The organism is Chryseobacterium salviniae (genome assembly GCF_035819015.1).
GTDB lineage: Bacteria > Bacteroidota > Bacteroidia > Flavobacteriales > Weeksellaceae > Chryseobacterium > Chryseobacterium salviniae.
The window spans coordinates 1-16843 of record NZ_JAYLAA010000068.1; the positions used below are offsets into that span (position 1 = coordinate 1).

Annotated in this window: 11 protein-coding genes; 4 read left to right on the top strand and 7 right to left on the bottom strand. The window is 38.4% G+C overall.

The window, feature by feature from the left end:
• Nucleotides 1–159: 159 nt before the first annotated feature.
• From SOP96_RS18930 to SOP96_RS18960, 7 genes are all read right to left on the bottom strand, one after another.
• Nucleotides 160–456 (bottom strand): VanZ family protein, encoded by a 297-nt coding sequence (locus SOP96_RS18930; RefSeq protein WP_411911996.1) that lies wholly within the window; start codon nucleotides 454–456, stop codon nucleotides 160–162.
• A 55-nt stretch (nucleotides 457–511) separates the two neighbouring features.
• Nucleotides 512–889, bottom strand: a complete 378-nt coding sequence (gene gcvH / locus SOP96_RS18935; protein WP_066433736.1) for a glycine cleavage system protein GcvH — start codon at nucleotides 887–889, stop codon at nucleotides 512–514.
• A 111-nt stretch (nucleotides 890–1000) separates the two neighbouring features.
• On the bottom strand, nucleotides 1001–8128 hold the full coding sequence (gene sov / locus SOP96_RS18940) for a T9SS outer membrane translocon Sov/SprA (protein WP_459349266.1): 7128 nt from the start codon (nucleotides 8126–8128) through the stop codon (nucleotides 1001–1003).
• 6 nt (nucleotides 8129–8134) lie between these two features.
• Nucleotides 8135–8719, bottom strand: a complete 585-nt coding sequence (ruvA, locus tag SOP96_RS18945; protein ID WP_326322440.1) for a Holliday junction branch migration protein RuvA — start codon at nucleotides 8717–8719, stop codon at nucleotides 8135–8137.
• Nucleotides 8720–9011: 292 nt separating this feature from the next.
• Nucleotides 9012–11306 (bottom strand): NADP-dependent malic enzyme, encoded by a 2295-nt coding sequence (locus tag SOP96_RS18950; RefSeq protein WP_326322441.1) that lies wholly within the window; start codon nucleotides 11304–11306, stop codon nucleotides 9012–9014.
• Between the two features lie 20 nt (nucleotides 11307–11326).
• Nucleotides 11327–12178: a BadF/BadG/BcrA/BcrD ATPase family protein gene (locus SOP96_RS18955; protein WP_326322442.1), complete on the bottom strand. Its 852-nt coding sequence runs from the start codon at nucleotides 12176–12178 to the stop codon at nucleotides 11327–11329.
• A 180-nt stretch (nucleotides 12179–12358) separates the two neighbouring features.
• Nucleotides 12359–12619, bottom strand: a complete 261-nt coding sequence (locus SOP96_RS18960) for a hypothetical protein (protein ID WP_283423849.1) — start codon at nucleotides 12617–12619, stop codon at nucleotides 12359–12361.
• Between the two features lie 231 nt (nucleotides 12620–12850).
• Here SOP96_RS18960 and SOP96_RS18965 point away from each other — a divergent pair, with 231 nt between their 5' ends.
• The 4 genes from SOP96_RS18965 to SOP96_RS18980 are packed head-to-tail and all read left to right on the top strand — an operon-like array spanning nucleotide 12851 to nucleotide 16581.
• Nucleotides 12851–13309, top strand: a complete 459-nt coding sequence (locus SOP96_RS18965) for a GtrA family protein (protein ID WP_326322443.1) — start codon at nucleotides 12851–12853, stop codon at nucleotides 13307–13309.
• A gap of 2 nt (nucleotides 13310–13311) precedes the next feature.
• On the top strand, nucleotides 13312–14043 hold the full coding sequence (locus SOP96_RS18970) for a lysophospholipid acyltransferase family protein (protein WP_326322444.1): 732 nt from the start codon (nucleotides 13312–13314) through the stop codon (nucleotides 14041–14043).
• Nucleotides 14044–14084: 41 nt separating this feature from the next.
• Nucleotides 14085–15530 (top strand): MFS transporter, encoded by a 1446-nt coding sequence (locus SOP96_RS18975; protein ID WP_326322445.1) that lies wholly within the window; start codon nucleotides 14085–14087, stop codon nucleotides 15528–15530.
• Nucleotides 15520–16581, top strand: a complete 1062-nt coding sequence (locus SOP96_RS18980; protein WP_326322446.1) for a DUF3810 domain-containing protein — start codon at nucleotides 15520–15522, stop codon at nucleotides 16579–16581. The genes SOP96_RS18975 and SOP96_RS18980 overlap by 11 nt, the downstream gene beginning before the upstream one ends.
• Nucleotides 16582–16843: the final 262 nt, after the last annotated feature.

Genomic DNA, 16843 nt, shown 5'->3' on the forward strand with positions numbered 1-16843 from the left:
GCTTCCCCCCCGAAACCCCAATACCGGAAAAAGCGAGTAGCGAGAGCCGGAAGAAGCTCCCCAGATAAAATAAAAGCGGGAGGGCTGGAGAGTAAAAAGTTCGAAGATCGGAAAAGTGATTTCAAACTTGTTTTGGATCAGCTAAATCCTATAAGTAGATTAAAAAAACCTTTTGATAAAAAGCTTATATATATAGTAACCGATGAGACAGCCGACCGTATCTGCAATTACATCCAGTGTTTCCATGGATCTGCCAAAACCCATTTCTTCCTGAAGAATTTCCGTAAGGAAAGCATATATAAGGATAACCTGAATGAAGTAATAAAATCTTATTTTGGGAAATGCGGCCATAAAAAAGAAGCCGAGCGCTGCGAATATACTGAAATGCAAAAGCTTGTCAATACCTGTGAACATGAACCAATATTCGTGGTTTTCCTGTCCGGGTTTGAGAAGCATATAAGTAAGAAATGCCCAATAAATGGGCAGTATCTTACTAAATATTTTTGAAATTTTATCCAATGATCGCCTGATATTCTTCAGCGGAAAGCAATTCTGAATGATCTGCACCTTCAGCAACCTCCAATTTGATGATCCATCCGTTTCCGTAAGGGTCTGAGTTCAATAGTTCCGGTTGATCTTCAAGTTCTGAATTAAATTCAATTACTTTTCCTGAAATCGGCAGGAATAAGTCTGAAACTGTTTTCACAGCTTCCACACTTCCAAAAACGTCTCCTCCGTTAAGATCATCATCTACCGTATCTACATCTACATAAACGATATCGCCAAGTTCTCCCTGAGCGAAGTCTGTAATACCGATGGTAGCCACGTTACCTTCGATCTTAATCCATTCGTGATCTTTAGTGTACTTTAATTCTGATGGTGTGTTCATTTTTAATTTTTTATTTTGTACAAATGTATTCAAAATTCCAGAAGGTTCAAATATCGGATATGAAAAATGTCCTTCAAAATTGAAGGACATTAAAATTTATTCTGTTTCTAATTAAAATCCTCCTGAATCTCCGAAGGTAAATGTTGCAGAAATCCCGGCTCTTATGGTAGACAGCGGGAATGCTGTTGAGATTTTGTATTTCGAGGTCATCTGCTCGTAGAATACTCTAAGATTAAGGTTTTCTGAAACGTTGTAGTCTGCAGAAACTTTAATATTCATTAGCCTTTGCCCACCGGTAACCTGGGAGTCGTCCAACAGGATATTGGTAATACTGGTTCTGCTGTCTCTCAGAGAGAAATCTCCACGAATGTTCAAATCGCTTCCCTTAGCTTTCCCTCTACCACCAGTATTAGCTGTTCCCAATCTGAAATTTCTGATGATATACCCTACTCTAACTACATATTCACTATTTGAATCTTCGGTTAAGGTATGATTCACCAATCCTAACAATAGCGTTCTTAATCTGTTGTACTGAATACCGAACTGCATATTGTTTCTCATCGTTACATCTACTCCAATCAGTGGTGAGAAGTTTTCTACGTAGCCAACTTGTGCGAATGTAAATGGATTAATATAATCATCGTTGATATCTCTTTGTGTAGCACTAAGATTGTTAAGCGTATTGAAGTAATCTATGCTCGACTGTACTCCGGTTGCTGTATAGGTTGCCTGATAAGCATGCAGAATATCAAACTTTGAGAATTGTCCGTTGATGATCGGGACATTTCTCAATCCTGAATAGGTGATTTTCCAGTTCGGAATCGGAAGCCCTGCTTTTTTGGGGTTGATCATCATTTTCGGGCTTTTCCCTTCTACTGCAGCCCTAAATGCAGGAATAAGAATGTAAGCATTTGATATTCCATATCCGTCTTTGAATCCATTTGGTTCTAATGCTCCCGGCATTTGCTGTGACAAGGCTCTTGCATTTTCCCTGATTGCCTGATAAATTGCCGTACCATCTTTGAAAGCTGTTTTTAATAAAATTACAGAATTCGAATAGGTCACCATATCGTTGGCAAATGTATAATCCGGATTAGCAATTCCCGTATTCGGATCTCTGTAATTAAATCCGGTATGCGTAAAGTTCCTGTTGTAATTGTGCAACGCACTAATATCAATCCTCAGATCATTCATCGGCATTACCTGCAAATTGGCACGGAGCTCTCTTGTAGACATCCTGATGTAAGGATCTGTCATGAATTCAGAATCACTTACCCACCCGTTTTCCATAACGGTTCTCCGGATATCTGCCTGTGAACCGAAAAGGAATCCTACAGTCGGCCCTCCTAAAGTCTGACCGTAGCCATACCAGTTGGGAGCAGACAGCAATCCCGGCAAAACGGTGCCATTATTTTCAGAATAGTTCACATCCAGCTGTTTGATTGATGTTAATAAATAGGCCATACTCTGGAAAGGAGTCAGTCTGTTTTTAAACTTATATTTTTTATATGCATATCTGTTTTTCTCCCAAGCCTGAGTGTAAGCATTATTTAAGGAATCAATTTCCTGCTTGCGTTTTTGAAGTTTTGCAGAAATATTTTTAAAATAGCTAAACTGCCCGAAGAACTTCGTGAAATCTGCGGAAGCGGTAGCCTGTATAATATTGGTATTCTGGCCGATTGACCCAAGACTTCCATCCGGACTGGAAAGTAGAACAGTTGATCTTGCGTTCCAGTTGTAGGTAAATCCGTATTGCATTTCTGCATCAATAAAATCAAGATATGGAAGGTATTGGAATGGAAGCTTATAAGTAAGCTGAACTCTGTGGTTATACAACACCGGCCTTCCTGCTCTGAATACATTCCCGAAAATGGATTTATTGTCCATTGTGTTTACGTCAATATTATCATTCAATGTTCTTGTAGCGGAATTAATTTCAAGTTTTAAAGATTTTGTAAAATTAAATCCTATGCCGTACTGCCAACCGAAGTAGAAATTCCTGTTTTTGATAGCTCCGAAATCGTCACCGTAATTTCCGCTTAAAATAGCATCGATATTACGGAATTCCAGTTCGTTATAATTTCTGTCTACTTCCGTTCTGAATGAAAATCTCGTCGGCACAGGATTGAAATTAAATTCCTTTACCCATTTCAGGTATTTCGTAGATTTAGCAGTGTCGCTGATCATTTTGTTGAACGGACGGATGACCCACGGTTTGAAAGTGTAATTATAATCAACATATCCTCTCAGATATTGCCTGTAATTTCTCTTGGTGTAAATATCCCTGTAAAAATCATCGTTATAAACGGCAGTTACGGAAAGGTTTTCCACATCATAGAATTTCGGTTTTCTATTCTGATTCACTCTTTCTTTACGCATGTTCACAACACCGATGCTTCTTTGCTGGGTATATGTTCTTGCCACTTTTTTGAGTTCTTCCCGGTTGGCCGCCTTTTTAAATTCAACATCAGTATCCAACGGATTGTATTTCGGATCTTCAATAGTCTGTGAGTAAGAATAATTCACCGGAATTTTAACTCCCGATTTTTCAGGAAGGAACTTATCTACGTTCACAGCCGTATTTACACTGAAAGCAGATTGTGTAGACTGCGTTCTTTCAGCAGGTTTAGAATCAATATTCCCGAATCCTACCGATGTATAGGAAGCACTTGTATTCACCGTGGCAAAATCACCCAGATTAAAATTAAGGCTTGCATTTCCGGCATAACCGCCATCGTTTTCGATTTCAGAAAGGCGAATTTCATTAACCCAAAGAATTCTGTCTAAGGAACCAGCTCCCAATTCTCCCCTTTCATAACCGTTTCTTATACCCACCATTATAGTCGTAACATTGCCTAAACTTGGACGCCCCTTAATATATAATTTCTTATAGGTTTCTCCTGCATCAAATGACGGGTCCATAATTCTTTTATTGATATCACCGGGTTTATTTTTATCTCTTCTTAGTTTCGCATCTACAAAATCCTGGATATTGAGATCCACGTCGTTTTCCATTGGCCAGATTTCCATTGGTGCTGTTGCCGTAGATGGGGTTAATTTTAATGCAGATTCATACTCATAGTAGTTGTCTGTAGCATCACTTCCAAAACGGATGAAGAATTTTGTATTTTTATCAAATCCCTGAACACGGTTGGTAGGATCCTGCGCATGAACAAAAAGCTTCAGCTTTTTATATCTTCTCATATCAAGGCTTGTATTTTTGAATACCCCTTTAGCCTCGGTAATCGGCAAATCTTTAACTCTTAAATATAAGGAAGCTTCATTTTGTCTCTGCGCCCCGGCATTTCCACTAAGAATCTGCCTGTCGATTCCCGGAGGAAGTACATAAGGAGGCTGATTTAAAGCATTTTCTTCAATATTTACACTTCCCACTTCAAGATTTCCAATAGTAATATCATTAGCCGAACCTTCATTTGTAGCGGGATCTGCCACAGTATTACTTCCGAAAACGGCAATATTTTTAGGATATTTTCTCCAGTCTGATCTTACAAGATCCATTGTTCCGAACCTTAATGTTGAAGTCTGATCAAACCCTGTTAATAATAATCTTGCGAATCTTACATTATTGAGGATGGAAGGATCTTTATCACCTCCCAGATTCGGTCTCGTAGAGTTATTAAAATCTGAAACAGGGATCCTGAATAGATACCATTTCACATCATCAGTCTGTCCGTTTTGGAAAGTTGCCTGAACAATTTTCTGATCAACAATATAATTGTTTGTTCCTACGCCTAAACTTGGCTGATCAAGATTAACGATGTATTCGTTGTAATTCTCACTTTGATCCAGGTTGTAATCTTTATTAATGTCTTCCGAATCCGGAGTCTGCGTTGCCACTTCCAGGGAGTTGCTCTGAGAATTCCCTTCCGGTCCTCTGAAATATTTATAACGCTGTATCACAGATGATGCCTGATTTCCTGTAAAACTGTTTGACATATAGAATACGAAATCGTCTAAAGCAGGATCTGATATATTGGTAACGGGATTAACAAATGTATTTCCGAACAACGCCGCTTCCTGATCTGAGCTTAAGCCGTCGTATCCTAAATCCTGAGCTGTTCTATCTGCACCTTCACTTGAGAATGCATACAAAATAGGCGGCTGCTTAGGTTGGTTCCCCCAATTTGAGCTTGTTGTTGTGGATGGAACTGAAGGAGTCGGCAAACCGTTTTCGTATTGCATTTGCCCATCTTTCAGGATATCTTCTGAAACGTTACCTAACTGTAATAAAAGTTTTGGATTTGCTCCCAATGTATTTCCATCGGCATACGGATCCATCATCCAGAATTCAACATATTCAATATTTGAACTTACAAAGTTTGAAACTGAGATCGGTCTCATGATACCTGCCCATCGTTGCGATGTGCTTTCTGTATTGGGATTGGAGTTGTAAGGCCCTTTTTCCGTTGGATAATAGGAAATATCGAACGTATTGGTATACGTTTGTTCCCCGGCAACAAAATCTCTGTTATTGAAAATTTCGGAAAACTGAACCCTTCTTGAAGCGTGATTGGAAACCGACTGTGGTGTAATCCCGTTCGGAGCTCTCCCTCCTACTCCCCAGAATCGTGGATCAATGTTATACCATGATAATAATCCTCTTCCATATCCTTCTGTAATGTCGTTATTTTTACCTGCACCGGTAAAAAGCGGATTAGACTGGTTTTTCTCCGGTTTTGAAGCAAGGTTCCATGCAGTTGGCTCTTTTAAGGTAATTTTTGACGTGGTCTGTTCAAAATCATCAATATAAGACTGGTCATTAATACCTTTATTTAAACCCGGAAGTAAATAAGCAGTCTCCATTTTAAAGTTAAGATTAGAAGGAGCTTCTGTATTTACGAGCGGAATTTTATCCGTTAATCTGGTGAGAAAAGGAAGCTGGCTGTTGTACATCAGGTTGATTCCCGCCATTGTATTGTTTACGGCTTCCTGTCCGTAATTTACTTTTTGGGTAAGCGGCGATTCGGAATAATTAACAACAGTTCCTCCCAAGATAAAATTTTCATTGAATCTTCTTTCTAAATTTAGTCCTAAAAAACGTTTTCTCTGCGTGTTAAAAGTAAGCTGATTTTCCAACGAGATATTAATTGCCTGACCGGACTGCTTCACCTGTTCGTTAATGATAGTTACCGTACCGAGCAAATAATCTACGGTATAGTCGATACCTTCGGTAAGCTGAACACCGTTTGCAGAAACTTTTACAGAACCCTGCGGAACATTTACAGCACCGAGTGAAATCCCCTGTCCCTGTGTTCCTTTATAACGTCCTTCAATGGTGTATCGCTGCGATAAATTACTTGCCTCGGCACTGTTTGATCCGGTTTTTTGTAAGGTATAAAGGTCGCTGTACACATATTGCGGATCGTTACTTCCGATAACTGACTGTATGTAACTTCCGAATGGCTGCACTTTAGTAAAGATCACCCTTCCTGTCTCCGGCCTGATGGTAATTCCGTTGACAAAATCGAAAATCCCATCACCGGTTGTGTTTCCGTTAATCTGAAGGTCACCGTTGGCATTAAGCCTGTCCCAGTTGAGCAATTTGATTAAAGGAACATTATTTACCTGGGGATTATTGGCTATGGGAAGGTAATTTAATTTACCACCTGATTGCGGATCCCTGTATAAAACGTTCAGAATAAACCCGTCTTGGTTTACTTGTCCTGCATCCAGAGAATAGATGTTTTTCATCATCAGGTTCCACATAGGAGATGATGTTTTTACGGTACTGTTCGGCTTCAAAAGTTTTGCCATTAATACCTGACTTTCTTCGGAGAATTCCCCGACTTTATACACCTGATTGCTTCCGTTTACCGTATATGAAAACGATACTGCTAAAAGCTGATTGTCATTTAATCGCTGGTTTAATGAAATATATCCTAATTGCGGCTGCAGTATATATTCGTTGGTATTTAGCCTTCTTGCTTTTCTATTGAAGATAAATTCTTCTCCATCCTGATACGGCGCTGTTCCCCCGGTAGCAACAGGAAGATTAGCTCCCTTAATAGCATTATAGGTGGTACTTGCATCCCTTAATCCCGGTAATGCATTTACCGTTGAATAAAGGTTAAAACCTGGCTGATCGTTATTCGGCAAAACACCCGGGGCATCTCCAAGATCCCTGATCCCAACAATACTTTTCTGGTACTGCAGGTTGCTGTTTCCCTGATCCAGCACCCAGACTTCCATTCTGGTAATGCTTATTTTTGAATTGATCTGAGGATAGTTTAATAACGCATTATCATAATTATCCAGGAAATAATGCCCGATAAAGTAGTGTTGGTTGTCTTCATAATCAAGGGCGCTGAATTTAAATGTATTCATAACGCCTCCACCCTGAACGGTAATATTTCTTGCTTCCCCCTGCTGTTGGGAAAGCACTACGGTTCCATATGTTTTACCGAACTGAAACTCTGTTTTTACCCCAAACAAAGATTGTGAGCCACGTATCAAACTGGTTGCCAGCGGCATGTTTACGTTTCCGAATTCTACTCTTTTAATGATTTTATCTTCTCCTCCTGCACTTGGCTTATCAACATCGTTAAGTCCTTTCTGCTGAAGGTCTTTCCAGCTTCCTTTGGCCTGCCATACGAGATTCATCCTGTTTTCGAAAGCGAAACCGCTCTGTGTATCATAATTGGCTTTCAACTGAAGGTTTTCTCCTACTTTTCCCAACAACCCGAGCTGAATTCTCTGGTCAATATCGAAGGTAAAACTGGTTCTGTTCTGAGGCAAGATCAAAGGGTTATCAATTTTCTGGTAAAGACCTGCGAAGTCGAAAGAAACATATCCTGAAGGGATAATTTCAATTTTATTGCTTCCAAAAAGGGTTTCAAAAAGACGGTTATTGATTGTTAAAGAAGGAATAAGTCCTTTTCTGGCAGCATCACTTTTGTCCTTTCGGAACATAAGGCTGTAACGGTCTGATTTTTCTTTGTAATAAGCCCTTGTCTGCTCCGCCATCATAAATTCTTTATAATCTTCAGGAGACATTGCCGTAGGAGGGCCTGTAATGGTATTCCCGATTTTCGGATATACGTAGTACATGCCGGTTTTTATATCGTAATAGGCTTCATATTGCGTAGGATCTGCAAGCTGATAGTCTTTTTTTATGATTGCTGTATCCCCGACTGCCGGTCTTTGCTGCGCAAACGTCATTACTGACATGCACACGAACGACAGGAAAAGGAATATATTGAAATACTTACTATTTACCACCAAATGTTAAATGTTTTTTAAAATTTGTTTTACCAGTTCTTCAATTGAAATCTCCGGATTTTGCTTTATGATTTTGTCTGCAAGCTTTTCGCTCATCCTTTTGGGAATGCCCAAAACTTCTAATGCAGATAACGATTCTTCCTTCACTTTATTATTTGTGAGGATAGAAATATTTTCTTCCGGATTGCTGAATTTCTGTACTTTATCTTTAAGATCCACAATAATTCTTTCGGCAGTTTTAGCACCGATTCCTTTTGCTTTCTGAATGAGTACACTGTTCCCTGAAAGGATGGCTGAAGCGATCTCATCAAGGCTTAATGTCGACAGTAAAATAAGGGCCGATACAGCACCCACTCCGTTAACGCTTATTAACAGATTGAACATCTCTTTTTCCGATCGTGTTTTGAAACCGAACAGCAAATGAGCATCTTCCCGGATAATCTGCTGGATATAAAGAAAGGTTTCCTTATGTATAGTAAGGGTTTGTGAGGTCATTAAACTTATCCCTACATAATAACCAACACCCTGGACGTTGACTACTGTGTAGGTAGGCGTAAGTTCCTGAACCATGCCTTGTAGTGAAAATATCATTATTAATTTTTAAAACTCCCAAATATAGCAAATTAAACTAATTAATGTTTTCATTTCAGAGGCGAATGCTTTTTAACTTATTTTTTAATTTGAATTTTAAAGAAAATCAACAAATATAAAAGACTTGAGAAACATCGTTTGTCTGCTATGCATTAAATTTATCGGGATACCATTCAGATTATTTTAGATCAGATATTAAAAGAATATACTGAACAGTTGATATACATCAATATTTTGACATTGAAAAAAGGCTCCAAAAAATGAAGCCTTATAGTTTATTAAAATGTATTGTTTATTTCTTATCTTTCTTCTCCCTTCTCTGCGCATCCAGAACTGCGATAGTGGCAAGATTTACGATTTCGTCTACACTGGAGCGCATCTGAAGTACATGCACCGGCTGTTTTAGTCCCATCAGAATTGGACCTATTACCTGCGCAACTTTCATTCCCCTGATAATCTTATACGAAAGATTGGCACTTTCAAGATTTGGGAAAATGAATGTATTGGCGGGTGTTGTTCCTAATTTTGAGAAAGGATAATCACTTAAATGATCGGAGTTCATGGCAAAATCCGGCTGAATTTCTCCATCTACAATCATCTTCGGATATTTTTCGTGAAGAATGCTTACGGCTTTTGCGACTTTCTTGGAAGTTTCGGAAATCGCAGCGAAGTTTTCAAATCCAAGCATGGCGATTCTTGGTTCAATCGCAAAAGATTTTACGGTAAATTCTGCCATTTTCGCAATATTTACAAGATCTTCAGCGGTAGGATTCTGGTTGATGGAGGTATCTGCAAAGAAAATCGGTTTTTTCTCGGACAGGATCATCATCATGGCTGCTACTTTATCTACGCCTTTATCTTTTTCAATAACTTCCAGAACCGGTCTCAGGGTTGAAACATAGTTTTTCGAGAAACCTACGATCAGTCCGTCGGTATCTCCGTGCTTCAGCATCAAAGGTCCGAAATAATCTCTTTGGCGAACGAATCTTTTGGCTTTATATTCATTCATTCCCTTTCTCTGGCGAAGCTTCCAGAGTGTTTCTCTGTATTTTTTCCTGTTTTCCTTCTGGTCGTCGTCGCTGGGATCGATAATCGGTACATCAAGGTCAATTCCGAAACGTTCCATTTGTTCTTTGATGTATTTTTTGCTTCCTAAAAGAATAGGATAGGCAATCCCTTCTTCATATAAAATCTGTGCAGCTTTCAGTACATTATACTCTTCGGCATTTCCCAAAGTAATTCTCTTAGGGTTTGCTTTTGCCCTGTTCTGCATCATTCTTACCAGCTTTTCATCCCTTCCCATTCTGTCGAGAAGGCTGTTTTCATACTCATCAAAATCGGTAATTGTTTTTCGGGCTACTCCACTTTCCACAGCTGCTTTTGCTACTGCGCTCGAAACTTTTGTAATCAAACGGTTATCAAATGGTTTCGGGATAAAATATTCTCTTCCGAAATGAAGATTCTGTAAATTGTATGCAAGAATTACCGCTTCAGGAACCGGTTCTTTGGCCAGATCGGCAATGGCATGAACGGCTGCCAATTTCATTTCTTCATTGATTGTTTTAGCCTGAACGTCCAGCGCGCCACGGAAAATATACGGGAAACCGAGAACATTGTTTACCTGATTAGGAAAATCGCTTCTTCCTGTTGCCATGATAACATCTTTGCGGGTTTTAATAGCAAGGTCATAGGCAATTTCAGGATCCGGATTGGCAAGAGCAAAAACAATGGGATTTTCATTCATGCTTAAGAGCATTTCCGGCGTCATTACGTTACCTTTTGATAATCCCACGAAAACATCAGAACCTTTTACCGCATCTTCCAGCGTATCAATATCGGTTTGCGCAACAAAATCTAATTTCTCAGGCGTAAGATTTTCTCTTTTATGGTTGATTACTCCTTTGCTGTCGCACATCAGTATATTTTCTTTTCTTAACCCTAAAGAAAGGTAGAGGTTGGTACAGGCAATCGCAGCTGCTCCGGCTCCGTTTACGACCATTTTGATGTCTTCGATTTTTTTATGGGCTATTTTCAGGGAATTAATTAAAGCGGCAGCAGAGATAATGGCTGTACCGTGCTGGTCGTCATGCATTAAAGGAATATCAAGCTCTTCTTTTAATCGCTGTTCGATATAAAATGCTTCCGGAGCTTTAATATCTTCAAGGTTGATTCCTCCGAAAGTAGGTGCAATCCCTTTCACGATTTCGATAAATTTGTCGGGATCTTTTTCGTTGATTTCTATATCAAAGACATTGATATCTGCAAAAATTTTGAACAAAAGGCCTTTTCCTTCCATTACCGGCTTAGAAGCTTCGGCTCCGATATCTCCCAATCCCAGAACAGCTGTTCCGTTTGAAATAACGGCTACGAGGTTTCCTTTTCCCGTGTAGTCGTAAACGGTTTCCGGCTTATCGTGGATTTCCATACACGGAACTGCAACGCCCGGCGAATAGGCCAATGAGAGATCTCTCTGGGAAGAGTGCGGTTTTGAAGGAATCACTTCGATTTTTCCTTTAGGTTCGGCTTTATGGTAATCTAACGCGGCCTGATTAAAGTTCTTTTCGTCGCGGTGGGTTTTATTTGACATATGATGAATTTTGTTTTTAATTATAATATATATTGAATGTGGTAATCGACTAAACTATCGATGGGTTTCTGTACGATCTGGCCTACATTTAAGTTGAGTTCTGCGGCAGCTTCCCGCAAAATATCTTCGTAGTAATAGGCAATAGAACCTATAAAATTAATCTCTGCATCTTTTGATTCTTTATAGGGAAGTACCTGATAATCGAAGAAATTGAGCATTTCCTCATGTACCATTTGTCTCAGGTACGGATGTTCTTTTCTTTCTACCACAAATTTATTGAAATCGGCGAGGTAAGCATTGGGCCTTGTGGTATGATACATGTTCTTCAGCGCTTCATCTACTGTCAGCTTATACGTTTGTTCAAATTCGCGGGAAAGATCTTCAGGAAGCTTCTGCATAAAGAATCTTCTGACAAGCTGTTTCCCGATAGCGCTTCCGCTGCCTTCGTCGCCTACCAGAAATCCTAACGAAGGCAACTGTATTTTTATATTTTGGCCGTCAAAGTAACATGAATTGGAACCGGTACCAAGAATACAAACAATAGCTGGTTTTCCTCTGTATGCTGCGTAGGCGGCTGCCGTGAGATCTTCCTTCACGATGATTTCAGCATTGGTAAAAACCCTGCCTGCTTCTTCGATAATGATATCACAATTTTTTTGAACACCACATCCTGAACCGTAAAAATAGATTTTGGTAATGGAATTTTTAACGAAATTTAAGCTTGTATTTTTTTCAATCTCGGGAACGATAAGTTCTTTGCTGATAAAATTCGGGTTGAAGCCAATGGTTTCTGCTTTCAGGAAGATGTTTTTAAATTCGTCCAGAATGATCCAGTCTGATTTTGTAGAACCACTATCAACAATAGCAACCATATTTTTCCATTTTAGTTTAAGGATGCTAAATTATGAATTTATCTTGTAAGATTACGGATAATGAACATGACATCTGCTTTATTTGGAAAACCTAAGGAGCCATTACTCGAAGTGAAATAATAAAGAGAGCCAAACCCATTCTGTTCAGCTCTCTTCAAAGTCTTGTGTATTGCATCATTGTTAATGTATTTCCGTTTTTTTATCGTTAAACTGAACCAGCCAGTCTTCGATTTCATCTTCGAGATACGAAGTCTGAAGAATCATGGCGTTGATAAAATCATCGGGAACCGGCTCATTGTTGGAATTTTCCAGATTCCAGAGTTCTTCAGACATATTCTCATACTCAGAATATACCCGTTTGAATCGTGAGTTTTCTCGTTCCAGCGCTTCAATATTTTTCTGCTGAAGCTGGAATTTCCTGTATTTGTTTTGACTTTTCATACAAATATTATTTAAAGTGATCGTAAAATTGGTTTTGATAGTATGATTGAATCATATTACAAGATAGAAAAAACCATCAACACAAATAGTTGAAAATGAATTTATTATCAGGTGAAGCCTATATCGTTCCGGGAAACTAAAATTAGAAATTATTTTGAATCTAAAAAAATTTTTAACATCTTTTTTCAGTGTTTAACATATAGTTATAAATTTGCACATTATATCATCTGGATGAGAGATCTACTATTACGGCAGAAACAGGTTTTATTCTTCATAATCGCAGGAGGGCTGAGCGCCGTTGTTGAAATCGGGAGCTTCAAACTCTTCAGTACGGCAATACCTCATTTCTTTCCCAGCGAAGCCGATTTCCATGGGATACATTATCCTCTGAGCAATATTTTCTCCACAAGCTGCGGGATCATTACCAATTATTTCCTGAGCATCTGGTTTGTTTTTGAAAGGGGAAAACATTCCAAAAGAAAAGAATTTGCTTATTTTATGGCAGTATCTTTCATCTCAACTTTTCTGAGTCTCGGCTTTTTCCAAATTTTTTACAGCTTTGTTTTTAAAGATACGTTTGATCTCATTATTTATTCCTTAAGTCCTGAAATTATCAGTAAGATTGCTGCAATTCTCCTGGTTTCCGTGCTGAATTATTCCATTAAGAAAAAAATAATTTTTAACGGATAAAGATGGCTGGAAAATTTTTAAATTACCTCTGGAGAGTCTGGCTTTTGATACTGGCGTTTGTTTTTACGTTAATTTTTGGGCTTCCGGTATATTTGCTGTCGTTCAACAAAAAGCATTATAAATTTGCATACCGGTTCGTAAGATACTGGAGCTACTGCATCTTTTACGGAATGGGACTGCGTTACGAACTCACCAAGCTTTCCGGAGATACGCTGGACAAAAACCAGCAGTATGTTTTTATCTCCAACCATACTTCTATTATGGACATTATGCTGATGTGCATTTTATGTCCCGACCATCCTATCTGCTTTGTAGGCAAAAAAGAGCTGGTGAAAATCCCAATCTTCGGAACCATCTATAAAAGAATATGTGTGATGGTAGACCGAAAAAGCGCAAGAAGCCGTGCCGATGTGTACAGAAGGTGTGCCGAAAAGATGGAGGAAGGAAACAGCATTGTGATATTCCCAGAAGGTGGTGTTCCGGATGATACTACCATCATTTTAGATGAATTTAAAGACGGAGCTTTCACACTTTCTTCCAAACATAATTCGCCTATTGTCATCTATACATTTGTAGGATTGAAGGAAATTTTTCCGTTTGACAACGCTAAAGGCTATCCCGGTAAAGCAAAGGTGTATTTCAACGGAATTTTATACCCTTCCGCTCCTCCGAAAGAGCTTAAATTGTCTTCTTTTGAGACAATAAAAAAAGTATTGCTAAAACACTATAATTAAAAGAAATAATATATATTTGTTTTCAGAAATTTTCAACAAATATGTCAAATTATTCTAAACAAACCAATTGGGGACAATTTATCCCGTTGGTTACTGTGTTTTTTTTCTGGGGATTTGTGGCGGCAAGTAATGACATTTTGATCCCTGTTTTCCAAAAAGCTTTCAAATTATCACAAACTGAAAGCATGCTGGTGCAAATATGCTTCTATGTGGCATACACCGTAGGCTCATTAATTTATATGGCTGTTTCCAAAGGTATAAAACAGGATTTGGTTAACAGAATCGGTTATAAAAATGGCCTTATAACAGGTCTTCTGATTTCAGCAGCGGGAACTCTTTTGTTTTATCCTGCAGCCAATCTGCATTCTTTCCCACTGATGATTTCAGGGCTTTTCATTGTAGGGCTTGGCTTTTCGCTTCAGCAAATTGTGGCAAACCCTTTAGCTATTGAAGTTGGCCCCGCAGAAACCGGTTCGCAAAGGCTTACGATGGCAGGAGGAATCAATAATCTCGGAACAACAATAGGCCCGCTTATTGTATCTTTCGCAATTTTTGGTTCGGCAGCAGCAGCAACTCAGGACATAAGCGTTGAAAGTGTTAAAGTTCCTTATCTTATTTTAGGAGCTGCCTTTGTACTGGTAGCAATAATGCTTAAATTTTCTTCTCTTCCGGCAATTACTCCAACGATAATTGAAGATACAGATGATGTTGTTCCCGGAGAGCACAGAAAGTCAGCTTTCCAGTATCCGCAGCTTTTCATGGGGATGATTGCCATATTTGTATATGTTGGGGTAGAAGTTTCTACAGCGAGTAATCTCCCTGCTTATATGGAAAAAAGTTTAGGTTTTGAAACTAAAGATGTAGCACCTTATATTTCTTTATATTGGGCATCTTTGATGATCGGGCGTTGGACCGGTGCGGTGGAGGCATTTGACGTAAGCGCAGGCGCTAAAAAGATTTTACGATTTTTAGCACCTTATCTTGCATTCGGGGTTTTCTTATTGGTAAACGCGATTGCAAAGCATGACCTGTCCCATTTCTATGTGTATGGATTAATTATCATCGCAATGATCATCTGTGACATTATGAGTAAAGGTAACCCGGCAAGAATGCTTCTGATTTTCTCCGTTGCAGGTATTGCAGCCTTATTGATAGGAATGTTTACCAAAGGGATGGTTTCCGTATATGCTTTCACAAGTGTAGGCTTATTCTGTTCTACGCTTTGGCCTTGTATTTTTGCTTTGGCAATCAATGGTCTTGGAAAACATACCAATGAAGGTTCCGGGCTTCTGATCATGATGATTATGGGAGGTGGTATTGTAAGCCTTATCCAGGGATATGTGGCAGATATTACCAATATCCATTTCAGTTATATTGTTGGGGTAATCTGTTTTGCGTATCTTGCTTTCTATGCAATAAGAGTAAGCGGAATCCTGAAATCCCAGGGAATTGATCTTGACAAAATCACAAAAGGCAGTGGTCACTAATACATTAAAAATACGATATAAGAAAAGATTTTGGGCAGGTTTATTACTTGCCCAATTTGTTTTGTTTTTTTTATTCTCAAGATCTTCAGGAATCGTTTCTTTCTTTGAATGTTTTTTTGAAATTCAGAAAAGATTTCATCAGCTTCTTTTTTCATGGATTCCTTTTTCGTTTGGAGATGTGCTTTATATTTTACTGGGCGTATTTCTCATTTGCCAAATTGTGGGATGTTTAAAAAAAACCAGAAGAAATAATGCTTTGATACAGATTCTTATCTGCCTTAATATCTTCTATTTTCTTTATCAGGTCTTTTGGGGAATGCTGTACTTCCAGACTCCGATCCTAAAAAAGCTGTCTTCACAGCAAGAGCCAACAGTTGAAAAAGCAAAAATCTTAGCCTTACAATACCTTCAGAAATGTAAAGCAACAAGAAAGCTGGCTCATGAAGATGCCAACGGGATTTTCATCATTAAAGACCTGAATGCGGTTCAAAAAGAAATCCTTAAGCGTCAGACGATGCTTCCTGAAAATATTTCAGGCAAAACAGCTCCTGAAATCAACTCTTTTAAGCCAAGTATTTTTAAAAATGCCATGAGCTTTACCGGAATATTAGGATATTACAATCCTTTTACAGCTGAAGCACAATTCAATTCACAGCTGCCCAATACATTTATACCTTTTACATCGGCGCATGAAAGCTCGCATCAGCTGGGTTTTGCAAGAGAACAGGAGGCTAATTTTGTGGGATATCTGATCGGAATTAATTCTAATAATATAGAACTCCGCTACAGTACCGAATATTTTACATTAAAAAGCTTACTGAATTATATCCTGGATAAAGATCCTGATTTTGTAAAGACTGTAGTGAAAAATTATTCCCAGGAAATGAAAAGAGACAGGGCATATGAAAAAATGTTCATCTTAAAACACCAGGGATTACTGGATGAATTCTTCGGATTTACCAATAATTTATTTCTGAAATCCAATCAGCAGGAAGGATCGGTCACTTATTCTTATTTCATCAATCTTCTTCTTAATTACGAAAAGGTGTAAAAAACAAAAGAATCGTATCAGGCGATACGATTCTAAAAACACAAATGATGAAAAAAAATTTATTACCTTGACTTGTTCCCTCATTCAAGGCGATGTAAAAGTACAATATATTTTATAAATAAAAAAATATTTTCATATTTTTTTTCACAAATTTAGGATAATTTAAAAATTATAATTTTTGTTAACATTTCTTATAATTTTAGTTACAGTTTCAAACCCTCCTTTACTACTCATTAACAGGTGATTATATCCAACCTTTTTT